This window comes from Paenarthrobacter sp. UW852, assembly GCF_024608385.1.
In the GTDB taxonomy this organism is placed as follows: domain Bacteria; phylum Actinomycetota; class Actinomycetes; order Actinomycetales; family Micrococcaceae; genus Arthrobacter.
On record NZ_JAMSGY010000002.1, the window covers coordinates 172,504 to 190,857 of the forward strand.

Genomic DNA, 18,354 nt, shown 5'->3' on the forward strand with positions numbered 1-18,354 from the left:
GGGTGGTTCCAAGGGCAGGCAACACAAATGCCCGGAAATTCGTCAGAATGCCGGGTCATTCCAGCCTACCCCTCCCCCCAGCCACAGGAGTTCTCTTGCAACCTTCCGAAGCGACGCATTCCAACAATCCCCGGCAGCCCAGGACCGTGCTGGTCACGGGCGCTACCGGCTACATCGGCGGGCGGCTGGTCCCCCGGCTCCTCGAAGCCGGCCACAAGGTCAAAGTCCTGGTCCGTACGCCGCAGAAGATCGCGGACGTACCGTGGCATGACGACGTCGAGATCGTGGAAAGCAGCCTGTCTGATTCCGAAGGCCTGGCCGATGCCTTCAGCGGTGTGGAGGTCTTGTATTACCTGGTGCATTCCATGGCGTCGGGCAGCGGTTTCGAAGCCAAGGAAGAAGCCATGGCGCGGCTCGTCGCAGGAGCCGCTGCGGATGCCGGAGTGGACAGGATCGTGTACCTGGGCGGTCTGCACCCTGAGAACACCGAACTTTCCACCCACATGCGTTCACGCGAGACCGTGGGCAAGGTGTTCCTCGAATCCCCTGTTGATGCGATCGTGTTCCAGGCCGGTGTGGTGATCGGTTCGGGCTCTGCGTCCTTTGAAATGATCCGGCACCTCGCCGACACCCTGCCGGTCATGCCCGCGCCCAGCTGGGTCAACAACAGGATTGAAGCCATCGCTGTGCGGGATGTGCTGCACTACCTGGTGGCAGCGGCGGCCCTGCCGGAGCAACTTAACCGTTCCTTCGACATCGGCTCCCGCGACGTCCTGAAATACAAGGAGATGATGAACGAGTACGCGGTGGAACGCGGACTCCCCCGGCGCCTGGTCATCGCGCTCCCTGTTCCGGCACCAAAACTTGCCGGGCTCTGGGTTGCGCTGGTCACCCCCATCCCCCTGTCCATGTCCCTGCCGTTGGTGCAGTCACTCCAGCACGACGCTGTGTCGCGGGAGCACGACGTCGACCATTACATCCCCCAGCCCGACGGCGGACTGACGTCCTACCGGCGCGCCGTCGCTTTGGCGCTGGGGAAGGAAAGGGACGGCCAGGTGGAAACCACTTGGGCCAACGCAGGTATCGACGCCGACCCGCTGCCGAGCGACCCGGACTGGGCCGGCTACAAGGTCTACGTTGATGAGCGCACCTTCCACAGCGAAGCCAAACCGGAACACGTCTGGACCATCATTGAGGGCATCGGCGGCAAGAACGGCTGGTACTCGCTGCCTCTGGCGTGGCGGATCCGCGGGTGGCTGGACAAGCTGCAAGGTGGGGCCGGGCTCCTGCGGGGACGTCGGGATCCGAAAACGCTGAACACGGGCGAAGTGGTGGATTGGTGGCGCGTCGAAGCCATCGACCGCGGACATTTGCTCCGCCTGCGGGCTGAAATGCGGGCCCCGGGCGGCGCCTGGCTGGAGTTGGGGGTTGAGCCCGACGGCGAGGGCAGCCTCTATAAGCAGCGTGCCATCTTCTTCCCCCGCGGTTTGGCCGGCCGGCTGTACTGGCTGGGCGTGTACCCCTTCCACGGATTCATCTTCCCGTCCATGGCCCGCAACATTTCAGCGGCGGCTATCACGCTCCAGGACGCGGGCCAGGAGCAGGGTTCAGGGGTGCCCACCCAGACCCCGTAGGATGTTTGGGAGCTAAGAAGCTTCACCAATACCATCCACGGAGGACCCATGGCCCTGAGTGCATCCACCACCCTGCCGCACAGTGTCGACCGCGTAGCGGCCGTTTTCATCGACGAGGATTTCCTGCGCCACACCAGCGAACTGGTGGGCGGTTCCTTGGAATCGTTCACCATCGAAGGCGACCCTGCAGGTGCGTTCAATACCACCACGGTCCGTACCCTGCCCACCACGCGCCTGCCGGACATTGCCCGCAAGTTCGTTGGCGAAACCCTGACGGTCACCCAGAAGGAACAGTGGGAAGCACCTGCTGCTGACGGCTCACGCTCCAGCAACATCGCCTTGAAGATCTCGGGTGCTCCCCTTGATGTGACTGCCGTACAGCGCCTGGTGGCAGACGGCACCAGCACGCGCATCGAACTCGATGGCGCGGTGTCCTCTTCGGTGCCCTTCCTTGGCGGAAAGATTGCTGACGCCGCGGAGCCCATGGTGGGCAAGGCCCTGAACATCCAGTCGCAGCAGGCCCAGGCCTGGCTCGAAAGCCACTAGCGTGGAGATTCCGGCGATCCTGGCCGTCGTCCTGATCGTTGCCGGCGTCTGGTCCTTGGCGGTGTGGCCGCAGTTCCTGAAGCGGGTCATGAAGGATCCCCGCGCCCGGGACGCTGCCGGCAAGGCCACCAAGTTCCTTACGGTCCACGTCGTGCTGGTCACCATCTCCATGGTGCTTGGCCTCGCGACGGCGGCCATCGGCGTCGCGGGCCTCGTCGCCTGACGCTGCGCCCACCCAACCAGGGGACAGCACCTGCTGTCCCCTGGTTGGGTAAGATGGATACTGGTGTGCCGGGAAGTCTGGTCGGCGGAGTCATTGTGCTCCCCTTTGACCGACTGATTTCCGCGAGTTAGGAGCCCTTCGTGGCCCAGAAGCCCCCCGCAGCCACCAAGCAGCCCGGCAAAGTCTTTGCCCGGTCCAGCTACCCCGAATATCGCCGCATCCTCTCCATCCTCCGCACCGAGACCGTCGGCGGGGCCCTCCTCCTGGCAGCCACGGTGGTTGCGCTCATCTGGGCTAACTCCCCCGCAGCGGGCGCCTATTTCGCCTTCCGCGACTTCAGGATCGGCTACGAACCGTGGCACCTTGAACTCAGCCTCGGCCACTGGGCCTCGGACGGGCTGCTGGCGGTGTTCTTCTTCCTCGCCGGACTTGAGCTCAAGCGCGAATTCGTCGCCGGGGAGCTCCGCAAACCGGCCCGGGCGGTGGTCCCGGTTGCAGCAGCCATCGGTGGCGTGCTGGTCCCCGCCCTGATCTACGTCCTCTTCAACCTCAACAGCCTGGATACCCTGAAGGGCTGGGCGATCCCCACAGCCACGGACATTGCCTTCGCCTTGGCTGTGCTCGCCGTGATCAACACGCACCTCCCCGCGGCGCTGCGGACCTTCCTGCTGACACTTGCCGTGGTGGACGACCTCATCGCGATCGGCATCATCGCGTTTTTCTACTCAACCGGGCTACAGCCACTCATGCTGCTGGCCGCCCTGGTTCCCTTGGGCCTGTTCGCGTTCCTCGTCCAAAAGCGGATCCGCAGCTGGTACCTCCTGCTCCCCCTGGCCCTCGCTACTTGGGGCTTCGTTCATGCCTCCGGTATCCATGCCACCGTCGCCGGAGTCCTGCTGGGCTTCGCCGTTCCTGTCCTGGCCAACGGAAAGAAAGGGGAACCCGCCGAGGGCCTGGCCGAGCACATCGAACACAAGCTCAGGCCCTTCTCCGCAGGATTCGCGGTCCCCGTCTTTGCGTTCTTCTCCGCTGGCGTAGCCTTGGGCGGATTCGATGGGATGGGTGCAGCACTGACGGACCCCGTTGCCGTGGGCATCGTGGCGGCTTTGGTGGTGGGCAAAGCCGTGGGCGTTTTCGGAACCACGTTCCTGGTCACCAAGACCACGCGCGCCAGCCTGGACTCAGGCATTGCGTGGATCGACCTCTTCGGGCTCGCCCTGCTGGCCGGCATCGGGTTCACAGTCTCGCTCCTGATCGGCGAACTCAGTTTCGGCGCCGGATCCGCGCACAACGACCACGCCAAGGTGGCCATCCTGGCAGGTTCCCTGATCTCGGCGCTGCTGGCCGCCGTCGTCCTTAAGGCCCGTAACCGGCGGTACCGCCAGGTCCAGGCGGACGAAGAACGGGACGACGACGGCGACGGCGTGCCTGACGTCTTTGCCCGCAGCTGACCGAAGCCGACCGGAGCGCTGCTGCGCCCGGCTGCTAGGTGGTTGTGGCCTGGTTGAGGGCGTCCTCGGCCGCGACCCAGGAGATCATGGCGCACTTGACGCGGGCCGCGTAGCGGGCGACGCCCTCAAACGCGGCGGCATCCCCGAGGATCTCGGGGTCGGCATGGACCTTTCCGCGTGATCGGAGGACCTCGCGGAAGTTCTCGATCACCGAGTGCAGTTCCTCCACCGACATGCCTTCACCCATGTCGCTGAGCACCGAGGCGGACGCCATCGAGATGGAGCAACCCGCGCCGTCCCAGCTGATCTGCTGAACGGTTCCGTCCGACACAGCGAGCCGCAACGTGACCTCGTCCCCGCAGACCGGGTTCAGCTGATGCGACTGTCCGGTGGTGGCGCCGGCCGGAGCTGGAGTTTCCGCGAGCCCGCTGCCGTGCCGTTGCTTGGAGTGGTCCAGGATGATCTGTTGGTACAACTGGTCAAGACTCATGATGCGCTGATGCCTAACTAAGTATCTGGGGGGGAACCCGGTGTTCAGGCCTGGAAGTAGGCCCGGACCCCGGAAACGGCGTCAAGGAAAGCATCGACGTCGTCCGTGGTGTTGTAGAGGTATGTGCTTGCGCGGGTGGTGGCCGTCAGGCCCAGGCGACGGTGCAGCGGCTGTGCACAGTGGTGGCCGACACGAACCGCGATTCCGCGGTCGTCCAGGAACTGGCCGACGTCATGGGCATGCACGCCGGCGACATCGAACGCAGCCAGTCCGATCCGTTCAGAGCCCGAAGCAGGCCCTACAACGCGGATGCCGTCGATGCTTTCCAGCCCCTTGACCAGCCGTTGGCCCAGGGTCGATTCCCATGCATGGATGCGCTCGATGCCGGTTTCGGCGAGGTAGTTCACGGCAGTTGCCAGGGCCACTGCCTGCGAGATGCGCTGGGTCCCGGCTTCGAACCGCTGCGGGGCGGGCAGGTACTCGGCCCGTTCCATGGTGACCGTGGTGATCATGGAACCGCCGGTCAGGAACGGCGGCAGGACATCAAGGAGTTCCTGCTTGCCGTACAGGACGCCCACACCCGTAGGTGCCAGCATTTTGTGGCCGGAGAACACAGCGAAGTCGACGTCCAGGTCCTTGACGTTGACCGGCATGTGCGGCACGGACTGGCAGGCGTCCAGCACCGCCAAAGCGCCGGCGCGACGAGCCAGGGCCACGAGCTCCGCCACGGGGTTGATGGTTCCCAGGACGTTGGAGGCATGCGAGAACGCCAACACTTTGGTCCGTTCCCCCACGATTTCCGCCGCAACATCCAGGCGAAGCGCGCCGTCGTCCGTGATGGGGATGTATTTGAGCGTGGCACCGGTCCGGAAAGCGAGTTCCTGCCACGGGATCAGGTTGGCGTGGTGCTCCATTTCGGTGACCACGATCTCGTCACCTGCGCCAAGAGCCAGATCCTTCAACGCGGCGCCACCACGGCCCTGCGCGGCCCACAGCGCGGCGTTGGAGAGCGCGTAGCTGACCAGGTTGAGGCCTTCGGTGGCGTTGGAAGTCCATACTGTTTCTTCGTAATTGGCGCCAATGAAGTCCGCAACAGTCTGGCGGGCGTCCTCGAACACTTCCGTGGCTTCGACGGCCAGGTGGTGCGCCCCACGATGAACCGCAGCATTGCGTTGCTCGTAGTATTCCTGCTCGGCCTCGATCACGCTGAGCGGGTTCTGGGACGTAGCCCCGGAATCGAGGTAGATCAACGGTTTGCCGTTGACCAACTGATCCAGCACCGGGAAGTCGTTCCGGATCCGCAACACCTCCGCATTGTCCATGGCAGGCACGGACCGTAGGAGTGAGGCGGGGGTTGATACGGCAGTCAAGGGACGCTCCTTGGAAATCCTTCAGGGACTCCCTATTATCCCACGGAGACCTCCGGCGTGCGGAGCAGGGGGTGTGCCTTACAGCACGTTAGCTGCCGGCCCGCCCGGGGGCCCACCCCAGCGGCGGAACAGCGCCGCTGTCGAAAGCGGTGAGCAACTTGTTGACAAGCATCGTGGCGCGGCGGCTTGCCGCGCTCCGGGTCTTGGCCTCATAGCCGCGCGCGGCGCGGGAGTAGCTCATGGCGGCGTGGGCGAACAGCCGATCCTCCGCTAGGCTCCGGCCCGCGGCCTCAAGCGACTTTGGCTCATCTCCCATCAACGCCTTGGCAAACATCGCGAGGGAAGCCCCGGCCCCACCCTGCAGGACTGCGGCTGCTTCAGCCAGCTGCCGCTGGCTGGCGGGATCGTCGACGGCGGCCGCGTGGGGGTCCAGCGCGATGAGGGAGAGCGCCTCGGCTTCGATCAAAAAGGTCCGGTCCCCACGGCTCTCTCCTGCGAGCTGGATCAAATGGGCCGGCTGGCCGGAGGAGCCATCCCGCCCGGCGACACAATCCCGGGCCGCCGCGACGTAGAGCGCGCTGAGCCTGGACAGCAGCGCCCCGGGATCGTGTCCGGTCAGTGCGGAACCGCTTTGCCGGGCACATTCCAGGGCGGCCTCCGGATTTCCGCACAGGGCCTCCGCGTAGGCCAACAACGCGGCCGCCAGCGAAAGTACCTGCGGAAGGCCGGCGTCGTGCAACTCTGCCAGCACCGGCCTCAAGGTGCGTCGTGCTGCCCTGGCGAGCCCCTGGACCAGCTCGGCATATCCGCGGGCGACATCCATGCACACGGCAAGGTTCGCCGGCAGTGCGTAGGGGGCGGGGCAATCCAGGAGTGCGTCCATGGTGTCCCACGCCAGGCTGTACCTCAGGCAGATGGCGTGGCGGAGCAGAACTGCCGGCCGGAACATCGCCAAGGCCGGGTCCGCGTCGAGTGCCGCCATCGCAGCTGAGGACCGTTGCAGTGCCTCCGGCACGGCGCCGGCGAGCAAGAGGCGTTCGGCGTCCCGGACGTTGCCGGCCACCAGGGACCACGGTTCCGCGGCATCCGGCTCGACACCTGGAACGGCCCCGAGGAGCTCCAGCGCCATGAGGTGGTGCGTGGCATCTGACTTCACGGCCGGCGACTCTCCGCCTACAGCCAGGCCACGAAGTTCGGGGGCTGCTTCGCGAAGTTGGCCCTCGGCGAGCAGCGCCCGGGCCCGGAGGAGCCTCGCTTCGTCCCGGTGGCCCGGATCCGAGACGGCCGCCGCTGCCCGCATGGCAAGTTCCGCCGTCGACGGCCTGTCAGCGGCGGGCGCTGCAGCCAGGAGAAGTTCATCCGAAAGGGAGAGTCCACACTCCAGTGTCCACGTCATCCATCGCAGCAAGGTAGGCGCGGACTCCCTGGTGAGCGCCGGATCCTCGACTCCCAGACGCAAAGCCACGCTCCTGGACCGGGGAACCGACAGTCGGGTCGCCTCGCCACGCAGCCACGGACTTGTCCGGAGCAGAGGCGGGCTGCCGCCGAGCATCCTGACGTGTTGCAAAGCAAGGAGGTGTTCCACGGCCCCTTGGCCAAAGTGGCGCTCCACGACGTCCAGGCCTATCGGTTCGGCGAGCGCAACGAGTTCCAGGGCCTGCCGCTCTTCCGACGTCCTCGCAGCGTTTTCGGTGCGGACACGCTCAACAACCCGCGGCCAATCGCAGTGTGCGCGGACGTCAATGGTCCAGAAGCCCTCCCGCTGCACCAGCAAACGGGCGCTTCGGGCGTCTGCGATCGCCAGGCAGAGGAGGGCAGCATTGAAGCCGCATATGGCCGAGAGCAGGCTGCTGGCCCGTCGCTGGACCTGCCCGCCCAGCAGCGCTTCGCACAGGGCGTGCGCCTCTCTGAACGTGAAAGGGGGAAGGAAGTACTGGTCCAGGAAGCCTTCCTCCCAGAGCTGGTAGAGATCCTGGGGCAGGGGCCGGCGGCTGTCGGCGGTTGCCACCAGGGTGGCCCCGAAGCCCGGAATGAGCTGCAACAGGACAGCCAACGACGCCGGGTCGACGTCGTGGATGTCGTCCACCAGCAGGACCAGCGGTGGTCGCGACGGCGGGGTCGGCTTCCTGTTGCGGCGTCGTCCGGGAGGTGGGGTGTACAGGTGCGCGGCGGGCCCCAGCGAACTGGTGAGGGCGCGGAGGACATGCAGGCCCGGCAGAACGGAATCACCGCCGTCGGCTTCGAAGGCCCCCAACGCGCCATACCGGATTGCCTTCAATTCGGGGGTGCCCGCGAAGGTGCGGACGTCCATGGTGTCGGATAGTCCTGCTTTGATGGAGAGCAACAGGTGGGTCTTTCCCGATCCGCTGTCACCTGCAACCACGATCCCGCTGGTGGATGGCGATGGTACTGAGGAAAGAATGATGTCCAGAAGCTGTGTCCGGTCCGGGAGGGGCGATGGCCGCAGTCCGGCTGTGACGGTGTCTTCGTCCAGCCAAGGATCCGGCAGCATGCACACTCCACTAGAAGCAGTCCCATGGTCCGGGAATTTGGGGGGTCCGCGATTCGCGGGTCCCTGGCCTAGAAGCCGGCGACGGCTGGGGGGAGAGTCTCGGTCTCAGAAGACTCTGTCGCCGCCGGCTTCGTCCAGGGCCGGATCACCTTGCGGTGGCCGGAGCATCGGTTCTGGAGACCACCGATGCGGATGATGCGACTTTCGGAATCCCGGTGATGCTTGGGGCTGAACCGTTCTTCCAAGATCAATATTGCCGGGACCGGAAATTCCGTACATCAGTAGTTGGTACTCGAATAGTTCGGGGCTTTCGGGACCCCGATACTGTGTTGTACTCAGTCCCTTGGGCGGGCACTACTTGGTTTGGGCTCGGGACATCCGGGGATTACTCCAGTGAATGGTTAAACACCGCAGGATCCCGGCACAAGTAGCGCGGGATCCTGCATGCAGGTACTCGGTTTGGTCCTCTCAGGGACGGACCGCAGCCCCAAGGTCTTCGCGTCGGCGGATACCCAGTTTGGCGTAGCTCCGATACAGGTGCCCTTCCACGGTACGCACCGAAACCATCAGCTTCTCGGCAATCTGCCGGTCAGTCAGTCCCGAGACCGCCAACGCAACAATGTCCTGCTCGCGTCGCGTCAACGGGACGGACCGGTCCGCGTCGGCCTGCGGATCATGGACCAGTGCGTCACCCAGGTTCGCCTCGCTGACGTCCCGCAGGACCGCCGCTTGCCTGGCCTCGGGACGCTTTCCTTCGGCATCGAAAGTTGCCGCAGCCTTGTCAAAAGTCACAGCTGCGGGGCCCGGCATTCCGGCAGCGGCCAACAGGTTGCCCGCGTTGACGTACCCTTGGCCCGTACCGGCCACGTCGGCTGCGGCAAAAGAATGCCAGCCGGCCGCCCAGGCCCCCGCCATCGACGACGCCGTTGCCCTGATGGACTCCATGGCTTCCGCTTCACCGAGTTCGGCCCTGAGGACAAGGTTCTGGAGCAAAAGACCTGGCAGGCCGTGCACTGGCCGGGACGCAGGGATCTGCCTCAGTGCCGGCAAACCGGAGCCCTCCTCAACGAGTTCCATGCCGGCCAGCCTGAAGATCTCGGCCAGGGAATCCACATATGCTCCGCCAGAGCCGTTGGTGTCCTGCTCCCCTGCCAACCGGTGGGCGAGGGCGGCATCACCGGACCTGGCCGCGGCGTACAGCGCCAGTGCGGCGCCCAGACCACGCAAGCGTTGAGGATCAGTGACCCCGAGGGCTTCGACGGCGGGGGTCAGCATCTCCGTGGCCTGCTCCAGCCGGCCCTGCCGAAGCAGCGACAACCCCTTCAGTGCCTGGATACCTCCACCGAAAACAATGAGGCCCATGGCCGAGCTTGCGGCGTATCCGTCAAGCGCGGAGTTGGCTGCATCCCAGTCCCCGGACTCCAGGGCTGCGAACACATAGCGGACCACCACGAAGTCGCGGAAGTAGAGCAGGTCCTCCGTGCGCCCGTCCAGGAGCGACAACGCCTCCCGGCCCGCCTCCATTGCCTGCACAGGCTGGCCTTCTGCGGTGAGCAGTTCACACTGTATGGCCAGCAGGGAGATCCGGTTTGTGACGAAATCCGCTTGTTCCGGGTCAAGGTCCGCAGCAAAGAGTTCCAAACCTTCGCGGAGTTCCCCGTACTGGCCGTCGTAGGCCAACGCGGCCAACTCCAATACCCGGGCTTGCCTGCCCACGTGCCCGCTCATGGCCTCCGGCAGCCCCTCCACCAGGGCTTCCGCAGCGGCCTGGGCCTCGGCCACGATCGCTCCGGATGAATCCCCGGCTGCGGTCCTGGCCGCGGCCCACAACAAGCCGGTCCCCAGGGGTCCCGACGGGTCGGCGTCCAGGAACCCGGAGTCCACCTCCAACAAGCGCGCGGCACTGCGGAAGTCGCCGTCGTGATAATGCACCATCGCCATCACTGCACGTGCCCGCGGTTGCAGCGCATCCGAACGGACTTTGCGGGCTGCCGCCATGGCCAACGGATTTTGGAGCAGCCTGGCGGCCAGGAAGGCAGCCTGGAGCAACTGTTCATCCTCGACGTCGGCGCCACAGTCCAGCGCCCAGCTCACCATGCGGAGCAACCCCTCCGCCGTTGGCGGCTCCGAGAGCAGGTCCTGCACCATCCTCTGGCGGATTTGCAGGCTGCGGGCTGGCGAAACGATCTGGCGAAGAGCCTCGCTGTACAGCGGATGCCACATTTTGAGGGGGCTGCCGGGACCGTTGGTTGATACGACCATGCGGTTGTCCACCAACGCCCTTACAGTGTCTCTGCCAACCTGGGCGTCCAATACCGAGGCGGGGACGGGTTCGGACAGGGCAATGACGTACATGGCCTCCCGTTCGGCCTCGCTGGTCCGCAGGACCCTGTTCCGCACGACCTCGGCCAGGCCTTCGCCCGTCCCGGTGAGGGCACCTGTCAGGAACCAGATGCCGTTCCGGCGCACCAGCTTCCCATCGGCCCGTGAATCGTCCAGCAAGCAACGCAGCAGCAAGGGGTTGCCTTCGGAAAGGGTGTGCAGCACCTCAGCGACGCTCGCCATGACCGTTCCGCCAAGGGTTTTCTCAGCGAGTTCAGTGACCTTGTCCTTCTCCAAGGGGTGTAGTTCCAGCCGTTCGGCCAGTCCGTCGTACCACAGCTGGAGCAAAGCCGGCGGCAGGCCAGGACGAGGCCTGCTGGTCGCCACCAGCCGGGCCCAGCCTGCCGTCACCAGTTCGGCCAGGATTTGGGTACTGCCTTCATCGAGGTCATGGGCATCATCGACGATCAGCAGCAGGCGGGCACCTTCTCCGCCGCGGCGCCTCTCGAACTGCGACCAGAACTCACGAAGTATCGCTACGGGGGACGTCGCCTGCTCCACCGGAAGATCCAGCAGGTAGGGCGCCAGGACGCCATAGGGAACAGCGGACAGTGCGGGACTTCCGTGAATCCGCATCACCACCATCTCGCCTGCGAGGCGGGCGGCGATCTCGGCCGCCAGGGCAGTCTTGCCGATGCCGGGGTCCGCGAGCAGGAGCACAGCCCCCGCACCCTCCTGGCGTAATATCTCCGTGGCCAAGGCCAGCTCTGAGTCCCGGCCTACAAGGTGCTCAGCCTGCATGGGCAATCCGTGTCGACCCTAAGGGGTTTCCGGGTCCAACCTCACAGCAGCCCATTGAGCTCGCCTCGAGACGAAACACCAAGCTTGGTGAACACCTGGTACAGGTGGCCTTCCACAGTTCGCACAGACACCCCAATATCCATCGCGATTTCGCGATTGCTGACACCCTTTCCGGCGAGTTTAGCAATTTGGCGTTCCCGTTCCGTCAACACCGGCGCGTCGCTGCGCGGTTGGATGGGCAGCGCCGAAACCGAGTGCTCCAGCCGTTCGAGCCTCAACTGGGCTGTCCGGGCAGCTGTGGACTCGCCGGCTTCCCGTGCAAAGTCCAGGGCCATGGCCACACACCGTGCTTCGACGACCAACAGTTCCAGCGCCGAGGCGGCGTCAGCGGCGGCAAGCATCGACTTGGAGCTCTTGTTCAGCGCTCCGCGTGCCAGGTCTGCTGAGATCCTGGCCAGCGGCCCTTGACGGTGGCCGGCGATGTCTTCCAGAAGCCGGTATTCCTCATCCGTGCCTTCCACTGTCGCGCCGAAGAGGCAGATACCGGCCGTGGTGTAGCGCTGGTTTTCCAAGTCATTGCGGACCCGGGCTATGAGCCGCTGCTTGACGTCCCTGTCACCCATCCACCGCCCGGCCATCTCAGCGCAGAACTCGGCAACGGACTCTGAAAAGTAGGTGCCAACACCCCGGCAGGTGCGGTACAGGTCCAAGTACCGGCCCGCTTCCACCGAGTTGCCCAGCTGGGCGTAGGCGAATGCGGTGGCCGCATAACCTACCTTGTTCATGTTCATGGCCGGGCGCAGCTCCAGTTGCGCAACCGCTGACCGCAGGGGCTCGATCGCGCTGGCTGGCTTCCCTGCGTAAGCGTAGGCCAATCCGATTCCCAATTCAGTGAGCGCACCCCTGTACTGCAGGCGGGACGATCGTGAGGGGGTGCGGCGGACGAGCTCAATGCATTGCCGCCATTGTCCGGAGAGCAACAAGACCAAAAATGTGTGCCTGGCGAATGCTTCCTCAAGCTGGCCGGGTCGGTCCGTATCTCCCAGCTGCCGCGAAACGGCGCGGGCAAGCTCCTGGGCATCAAGCTCCCGGCCCATCATGCAGCGGGCCTCCACCAGGAACAAGGACGAGCGCAACCAGTGCTCCATGTCCTCGGCGGGGTCTTTGTCCAGCTCTTCTTCCAAGGAATCAATCATGGCCGCGTACTCACCCATGAAGGTGTTGTACTCGTAGCTGCACAGCTGGAGCCGGTTCCGTGCCTTGGCCATGGTCCCCGCCGGGTGTGCGCCGTTCATGGCGTCGAGCTTTTCCAGTCCGTCCGAGATGACGCCGGGGACCAAGGCCGAGCGGCCATCGATCCACGTCATGGCCTGGCATTTCGAGGCCGTGAGTTCGGCAAATTCCAGCGGGTCCAGGGCGGACACATGCTGCTCTGAGACTTCATCCAGCGCCTGTGCGGCGTGCAGGGGAAGGTCAAGCATGAGGTAGGCGGCAGCTTTCAGGCGCTGTCCGGGGACCCACTCACTGTCCTTCGGGTCAAGTGACTGCGTGCACTGGATGGCAAAGTTGGGGTCATAGTCGTCCAAAGCTGCCCTGCCTGCGGCCAATGCCAAGGAGGGAGAGGGTGTGGGCTCGTCTTCTGAGGCGTGCATCCAGGCTGCGTAGGTCAGCAGGTCCTGCGCTGCCAGCCCCTGAAGGTCGGGCTCTTTGGGTCCGTGGAGCATGAGTCGAAGCTCCTTCATCCGACGGGTGTTGAGCCACCCACGGACAACCTCACCCATATAAGGGTCCCGCAGCGAGACCCAGTGCGCCTCACCGCGTTCGACCGTGAGCAGGCCACGCTCTTCCATCTCCACCAGGACGTCAGTATCAACGAGGGCTGCCAGGTCAACGAGCGTCGCGCGCTGAGCGCAAGCCAGGATTTCGACGACGGTCCTGCTGGCTTGCGGTTCGCGCGCCAGCCTGGAACGGACGAAGTCCTCCACCACGGTCGCGCCTTCAAGCTTGATCCGGTCGCGGAGCGTCCACACGGAATCATTGAGGACCAGGTTGCCTGAATGCCGTTGCTCCTCCAGGAGGGCATGCAGCAGCATCGGGTTACCACCCACGGCAGAATGCAACGAACCCACCAAGGTGGAAGAAACGTAGTGGCCGAGGACGGAACCAAGCACCTGCTTTGTCTGTTCTTCGCTGAGCGTGTTCAAATGCACTTCAGCGAGCTCGCCCTCAAGGACCAGGCGGTGGAAGTCTGCGGGGAGTTCGCTTGAGCGCTGCACCGTGGCGATCACTTTGGCGGTTCCCGTGGCCATGAGGTTCAACAGGACCCCCGTGCTCATCGGATCCATACCGCCGGCATTGTCCACGATGAAGACTGTCTCCCGACCTGCAGCTTCTGAGCGGATCAAGTTGGTCACTGCGTGCAGGATGCCTGTTGGCGAGCTGACGGCCTCGGAAGGCAAACGCGCCAGAAGGAAGCCAAGGCATCCGTAGGGGGTTTGTGCGCCGGCCACGGTATTGCGCAGTTGCAGGCTGTGGACCTTGGGTCCCAGCGAGGAGACGACGGCGCGTGCGACGCCGGACTTGCCGATCCCCCGATCACCGGTCAGGACCACGCCGGAGGAGTCCGAGGACTCAAGGAACTGCACTGCCTTGGACACATCACGGCTTCGTGCCAGGAGCGACCACGTTTGCCGATCCGTCGCGCCGCCCACAAGATCAGGAGCCGCAGCCCTCGCTGCGCCTCCACCGCTCCTGTTTAGCAACTCCGCCGACATCCGCATCCTTAGCTACACATCCGCGACAGTCCCCCACCGCTTTTCTGCGTACCATGCACACTACCTTCGGGCGCCGACAGTGTGTAGGCCTTAGGGTCCTGGTGACCGTCAGGCTTTGATCAGGCTTTCCTCAAGATTTGCTCAAGTTTTGGCGGGGTGGTGTTTCTGCTGCGCCGCCAGCAACCCCTGGGCCATGAGCAACTCCACGGCGTCGGCTGCTTCGTCAATGAGGAACGGGAGATCCTTCTTTTCTGCGGTGCCGAAATCGCGCAGTACGTAGTCGGCAGTTTCCATTCGTCCCGGCGGCCTTCCAACACCCACTCGAACGCGGTAGTAGTCCTTGGTGCCGAGGGCTTTGGAGATGTCCCGAAGGCCGTTATGTCCGCCTTCACCGCCCCCTGTTTTTAACTTGACCGTGTTAAAAGGGATGTCGATCTCGTCGTGGACAGCGATGACGTGGTCCGGGGCGATGTCGAAAAAGTTGCACAATCCGGCGACCGGGCCGCCGGAGACATTCATGTACGTCATGGGCTTGGCCAACACCACCCGCGGTCCGCCAATGCCAAGCCGGCCCTCCACCACCTGGGCCCGCGCTTTATGGGTCTTGAACTTCCCTCCCATGCGTGAGGCCAGCTCATCCAACACCATCTGGCCCACATTGTGCCGGTTGTTGCTGTACTCGCTGCCGGGGTTGCCGAGGCCGACAATCAGCCAGGTGTCAGTCATGATCCCATCCTAGGAAAGCGTCACGGTCCGTGTTCAAGGGCAAAGGCAAATGGCCGGGACCCCAAGGGGGACCCGGCCATTTCAAGGCAGGAGCCTCAAGCAGTCAGAAGACTACTCTGCGGCTGCTTCCGTGGTCTCTTCTTCCTCGGAGGCGGCGGCTTCAGCGACGCGGACCACCAGGGTGTCGCCTTCGGTGAGCAGCGTGGAACCCTTGGGGAGTTCGAGGTCCGAAGCGTGGACGTTCTCGCCGGCCTTGCGGCCTTCGATGTTGACCTCGACGGCGGTGGGCACGTGGGTTGCCTCAGCTTCGAGGGAAACCGTGGTGGCTTCGAGGCTGGCAACGGCACCCGGTGCAACTTCACCGGAAACGTGGATCGCGATGTCGACGGTAACCTTCTCGCCGGCCTTCACGGTCTGCAGGTCAACGTGCTCGATGATCTGCTTTACGGGATCGCGCTGGATGTCCTTGACCAGCGTCAGGTGCTGCTCGCCGTCAACGTCGATCGCGAGGAGTGCGTTGGAAACGCGCACTGCCAGCGTGGTTGCCTTGCCCGGCAGGTTGATGTGGATCGGCTCTGCGCCGTGGCCGTAGATGACAGCCGGGATCTGGCCGGCCATGCGTGCACGGCGGGCGAAACCCTTGCCGAATTCGGTGCGCAGTTCTGCGGTGAGCTTCTGCTCAGACATGTGTACTCCTTGATTACTGTGGCGTCCGGCGAAGGCCGGACAGGTCTATCAGCAAGGGCGGAGGTCTGGAGACCTTCTACGCCCGGCTGGGATTGGCCGCTGTGCAGCCATTCCGCCTGTGTTGAAGGAGATGCAGACCCAGTCGATAACGGAGACCCGCAACCCTGGTTCACACTGCTGCGAACCGGATGTGCTCTCCCTCGCCAAGGTATCCCCAAAAGTTTAGCAGCGAACACCCTTCAAACTGAAAACGGGCCACCCGCACGCCCGGAGGCGGCAGGTGGCCCGTTTCATGAGGCTTGGGTATCAGGCCTTGCCGTCAAACAGGCTGGTGACCGAACCGTCGTCGAACACTTCACGGATGGCGCGGGCGATCAGCGGCGCGATCGACAACACCGTCAGCGACGGGAAGCGCTTCTCGGCCGGGATGGGCAGCGTGTTGGTGACAACCACTTCGCGCGCCCCGGAATCCGCCAGGCGCTGGGCCGCGGGGTCGGAGAACACGGCGTGCGTGCAAGCGATGATGACGTCCTTGGCGCCGGCGTTCTTCAGCACCTGGACGGCGCCGGAGATGGTTCCGCCGGTGTCGATCATGTCGTCGATGAGAACGCAGGTGCGCCCCTCGACCTGGCCAACGACCGTCTTGGAGACGGCCTGGTTGGGAACCGTGAGGTCGCGGCTCTTGTGCACGAACGCCAGCGGGGCACCGCCGAGGCGCTCAGCCCACTGCTCGGCGACGCGGACGCGGCCGGTGTCGGGCGAAACAACTGTGATGTTGTCGGCTTCGACCTTGGTGCGGATGTAGTCAGCCAGCAGCGGGATGGCCATCAGGTGGTCAACGGGACCGTCAAAGAAGCCCTGGATCTGCGAGGTGTGCAGGTCAACGGACATGATGCGGTCCGCGCCAGCCGTCTTGTACAGGTCGGCAACGAGGCGGGCGGAAATCGGCTCGCGGCCGCGGCCCTTCTTGTCCTGGCGGGAGTACGGGTAGAACGGGGAAACAACCGTGATCCTCTTGGCAGAGGCGCGCTTGAGGGAGTCGATCATGATCAACTGCTCCATGAGCCAGTTGTTCAACGGAGCCGGGTGGGCCTGGATGACGAAGGCGTCAGTGCCTCGCACGCTCTCGGCCGAACGGACGTAGATTTCCCCATTGGCGAAGTCGTAGGCGTCGATGGGCAGGAGTTCGGTCTCCAGCTCCTTCGCGATTTCCTGCGCCAGCTCCGGATGCGCCCTTCCGGCGGCGAGAATCAATTTCTTCTCGCCGTGTGCGGTAATTTCGCTCATGCCTAGTTGCCCTCTTCTGTGGTTGCCGGGGATTGGGAGGATGTGGAAGCCTGCGCGGCTTGGGCCAGCTGTGCTGAGGCCGTGCCTGGGCGGTTGGAGATGACCCAGTCTTCGGCATTCCGCTGCGCGGCCAGGCTCAGGGCCAGGGCACCGGCGGGGACGTCCTTACGGATCACGGCGCCGGCACCGCTGTACGCGCCGTCGCCAACAGTCACCGGGGCGACGAACACGGTGTTGGAACCTGTGCGGACGCCGGAGCCGATAACCGTGCGGTGCTTCTTCTCGCCGTCGTAATTGGCAGTGATGTTGCCGCAGCCGATGTTGGTGTCCTCACCGATCTCGGCGTCGCCGGCGTAGCCCAGATGTGAGAGCTTGGAACCACGGCCGATCGTCACGTTCTTGGTCTCATAGAATGCGCCAATCTTGCCGGTCTCCCCCAGCACCGTGCCCGGGCGGAGGTACGTGAACGGTCCCACGCTTGCCTTGGCACCAATCGCGGAGCCGGAACCGTGCGTGCGGGTTACCTTCGCGCCTTCGCCGATAGTGACGTCGGTCAGGGTCGTGTCAGGTCCGACGACGGCGTCACGGGCCACCGTGGTGGAACCGTGAAGTTGCGTATTGGGCAGCAGTCGGACGTCTTCGTCCAGGGTGACGGTGGAGTCGATCCACGTGGTGTTGGGATCCACGACGGTCACGCCGGCGCGCATCCAGGCCTCGACGATCCGGCGGTTGTGCTCAGCGCCCAGCGCCGACAACTGGATGCGGTCATTGGCACCCTCAACCTGCCAGCGGTCTTCAGTGACGACCGCGGCGACCCGGCCGCCGGCGTCGCGCGCCAAACCGAGGACATCGGTCAGGTACATCTCGCCCTGGGCATTGTCCGTGGTCACATTCTTGAGTGCGTCCCTTAGGACTGCCGCGTCAAAGGCATAGATGCCTGAGTTGACCTCGCGGATGCTGCGCTCGGAATCGCTTGCGTCTTTGTGTTCGCGGATGCCCGTGACGGTGCCATCCTCGGCGCGAAGGATCCGGCCATAACCGGTGGCGTCGTCCAGGACCGCGGTGAGCACCGTCACTGCGTTGCCCTCGGCTTCGTGGGTTGTCACCAGTTCACCGAGCAGTTCGCCTGTGAGGAGGGGAACGTCGCCGTAGGTCACTACTACCGTGCCGGTGAGTTCAGCTTCGGCGTCGAGCGCTGTGAGCGCGACTTCCACCGCGCGGCCGGTGCCGGGAATCTCGTCCTGGTCAACGATGAGTGCCTCGGGATCCAGTGCAGTAACGTGCTCCGCAACCCTGTCCCGCTCGTGGCGGACAACAAGCGCCAACTTCAGCGGCGAGATGGAACGGGCGGCGAGGAGAGCGTGGCCCACCATGGAGCGCCCGCCGATTTCGTGGAGAATCTTGGGAGTCCGCGACTTCATGCGCGTTCCGGCGCCGGCGGCCAAAACAATGACCGCTGCGGGACCGGTGGTTTCGGGGCTCACGTACTGGCTCTCCTTGCTCGGTATGTCCCGGGTAACCCGGCTTCGGA

13 protein-coding genes are annotated in these 18,354 nt (G+C 64.7%); 4 read left to right on the top strand and 9 right to left on the bottom strand.

Translation table 11 applies throughout. The annotated features are described in order from the left end of the window. The first annotated feature begins 95 nt into the window (after nt 1-95). From NEK97_RS03920 to nhaA, 4 genes are all read left to right on the top strand, one after another. The gene (locus NEK97_RS03920) at nt 96-1,634 is read left to right on the top strand and encodes an SDR family oxidoreductase (protein ID WP_257368600.1); all 1,539 of its coding nucleotides are present in this window, start codon (nt 96-98) and stop codon (nt 1,632-1,634) included. Nucleotides 1,635-1,682: 48 nt separating this feature from the next. Beyond that, the gene (locus NEK97_RS03925) at nt 1,683-2,180 is read left to right on the top strand and encodes a DUF2505 domain-containing protein (protein ID WP_257368601.1); all 498 of its coding nucleotides are present in this window, start codon (nt 1,683-1,685) and stop codon (nt 2,178-2,180) included. A 1-nt stretch (nt 2,181) separates the two neighbouring features. Continuing rightward, the gene (locus NEK97_RS03930) at nt 2,182-2,403 is read left to right on the top strand and encodes an SCO4848 family membrane protein (protein WP_211713203.1); all 222 of its coding nucleotides are present in this window, start codon (nt 2,182-2,184) and stop codon (nt 2,401-2,403) included. Nucleotides 2,404-2,543: 140 nt separating this feature from the next. Beyond that, on the top strand, nt 2,544-3,854 hold the full coding sequence (nhaA, locus tag NEK97_RS03935; protein WP_257368603.1) for a Na+/H+ antiporter NhaA: 1,311 nt from the start codon (nt 2,544-2,546) through the stop codon (nt 3,852-3,854). A gap of 34 nt (nt 3,855-3,888) precedes the next feature. Here nhaA and sufU read toward each other — a convergent pair whose 3' ends face one another. From sufU to glmU, 9 genes are all read right to left on the bottom strand, one after another. Beyond that, nucleotides 3,889-4,344 carry a Fe-S cluster assembly sulfur transfer protein SufU gene (gene sufU, locus NEK97_RS03940; RefSeq protein WP_235519402.1) on the bottom strand — a complete coding sequence of 152 codons (456 nt, stop codon included), beginning with the start codon at nt 4,342-4,344 and terminating at the stop codon, nt 3,889-3,891. Nucleotides 4,345-4,388: 44 nt separating this feature from the next. Continuing rightward, nucleotides 4,389-5,714 (bottom strand): SufS family cysteine desulfurase, encoded by a 1,326-nt coding sequence (locus NEK97_RS03945; protein ID WP_257368606.1) that lies wholly within the window; start codon nt 5,712-5,714, stop codon nt 4,389-4,391. A gap of 88 nt (nt 5,715-5,802) precedes the next feature. Beyond that, nucleotides 5,803-8,226, bottom strand: a complete 2,424-nt coding sequence (locus tag NEK97_RS03950; RefSeq protein ID WP_257368607.1) for an ATP-binding protein — start codon at nt 8,224-8,226, stop codon at nt 5,803-5,805. A gap of 468 nt (nt 8,227-8,694) precedes the next feature. Then, nucleotides 8,695-11,349 (bottom strand): LuxR family transcriptional regulator, encoded by a 2,655-nt coding sequence (locus tag NEK97_RS03955; RefSeq protein ID WP_257368609.1) that lies wholly within the window; start codon nt 11,347-11,349, stop codon nt 8,695-8,697. Nucleotides 11,350-11,390: 41 nt separating this feature from the next. Further along, on the bottom strand, nt 11,391-11,987 hold the full coding sequence (locus tag NEK97_RS19940; RefSeq protein ID WP_374111514.1) for a LuxR C-terminal-related transcriptional regulator: 597 nt from the start codon (nt 11,985-11,987) through the stop codon (nt 11,391-11,393). A 2,277-nt stretch (nt 11,988-14,264) separates the two neighbouring features. Continuing rightward, nucleotides 14,265-14,849: an aminoacyl-tRNA hydrolase gene (gene pth, locus NEK97_RS03965; protein WP_257368612.1), complete on the bottom strand. Its 585-nt coding sequence runs from the start codon at nt 14,847-14,849 to the stop codon at nt 14,265-14,267. Nucleotides 14,850-14,960: 111 nt separating this feature from the next. Beyond that, nucleotides 14,961-15,536: a 50S ribosomal protein L25/general stress protein Ctc gene (locus tag NEK97_RS03970; RefSeq protein WP_235519390.1), complete on the bottom strand. Its 576-nt coding sequence runs from the start codon at nt 15,534-15,536 to the stop codon at nt 14,961-14,963. Nucleotides 15,537-15,842: 306 nt separating this feature from the next. Then, nucleotides 15,843-16,823 (bottom strand): ribose-phosphate diphosphokinase, encoded by a 981-nt coding sequence (locus NEK97_RS03975; RefSeq protein ID WP_011774071.1) that lies wholly within the window; start codon nt 16,821-16,823, stop codon nt 15,843-15,845. A 2-nt stretch (nt 16,824-16,825) separates the two neighbouring features. Beyond that, nucleotides 16,826-18,307, bottom strand: a complete 1,482-nt coding sequence (glmU, locus tag NEK97_RS03980) for a bifunctional UDP-N-acetylglucosamine diphosphorylase/glucosamine-1-phosphate N-acetyltransferase GlmU (protein ID WP_257368624.1) — start codon at nt 18,305-18,307, stop codon at nt 16,826-16,828. Nucleotides 18,308-18,354: the final 47 nt, after the last annotated feature.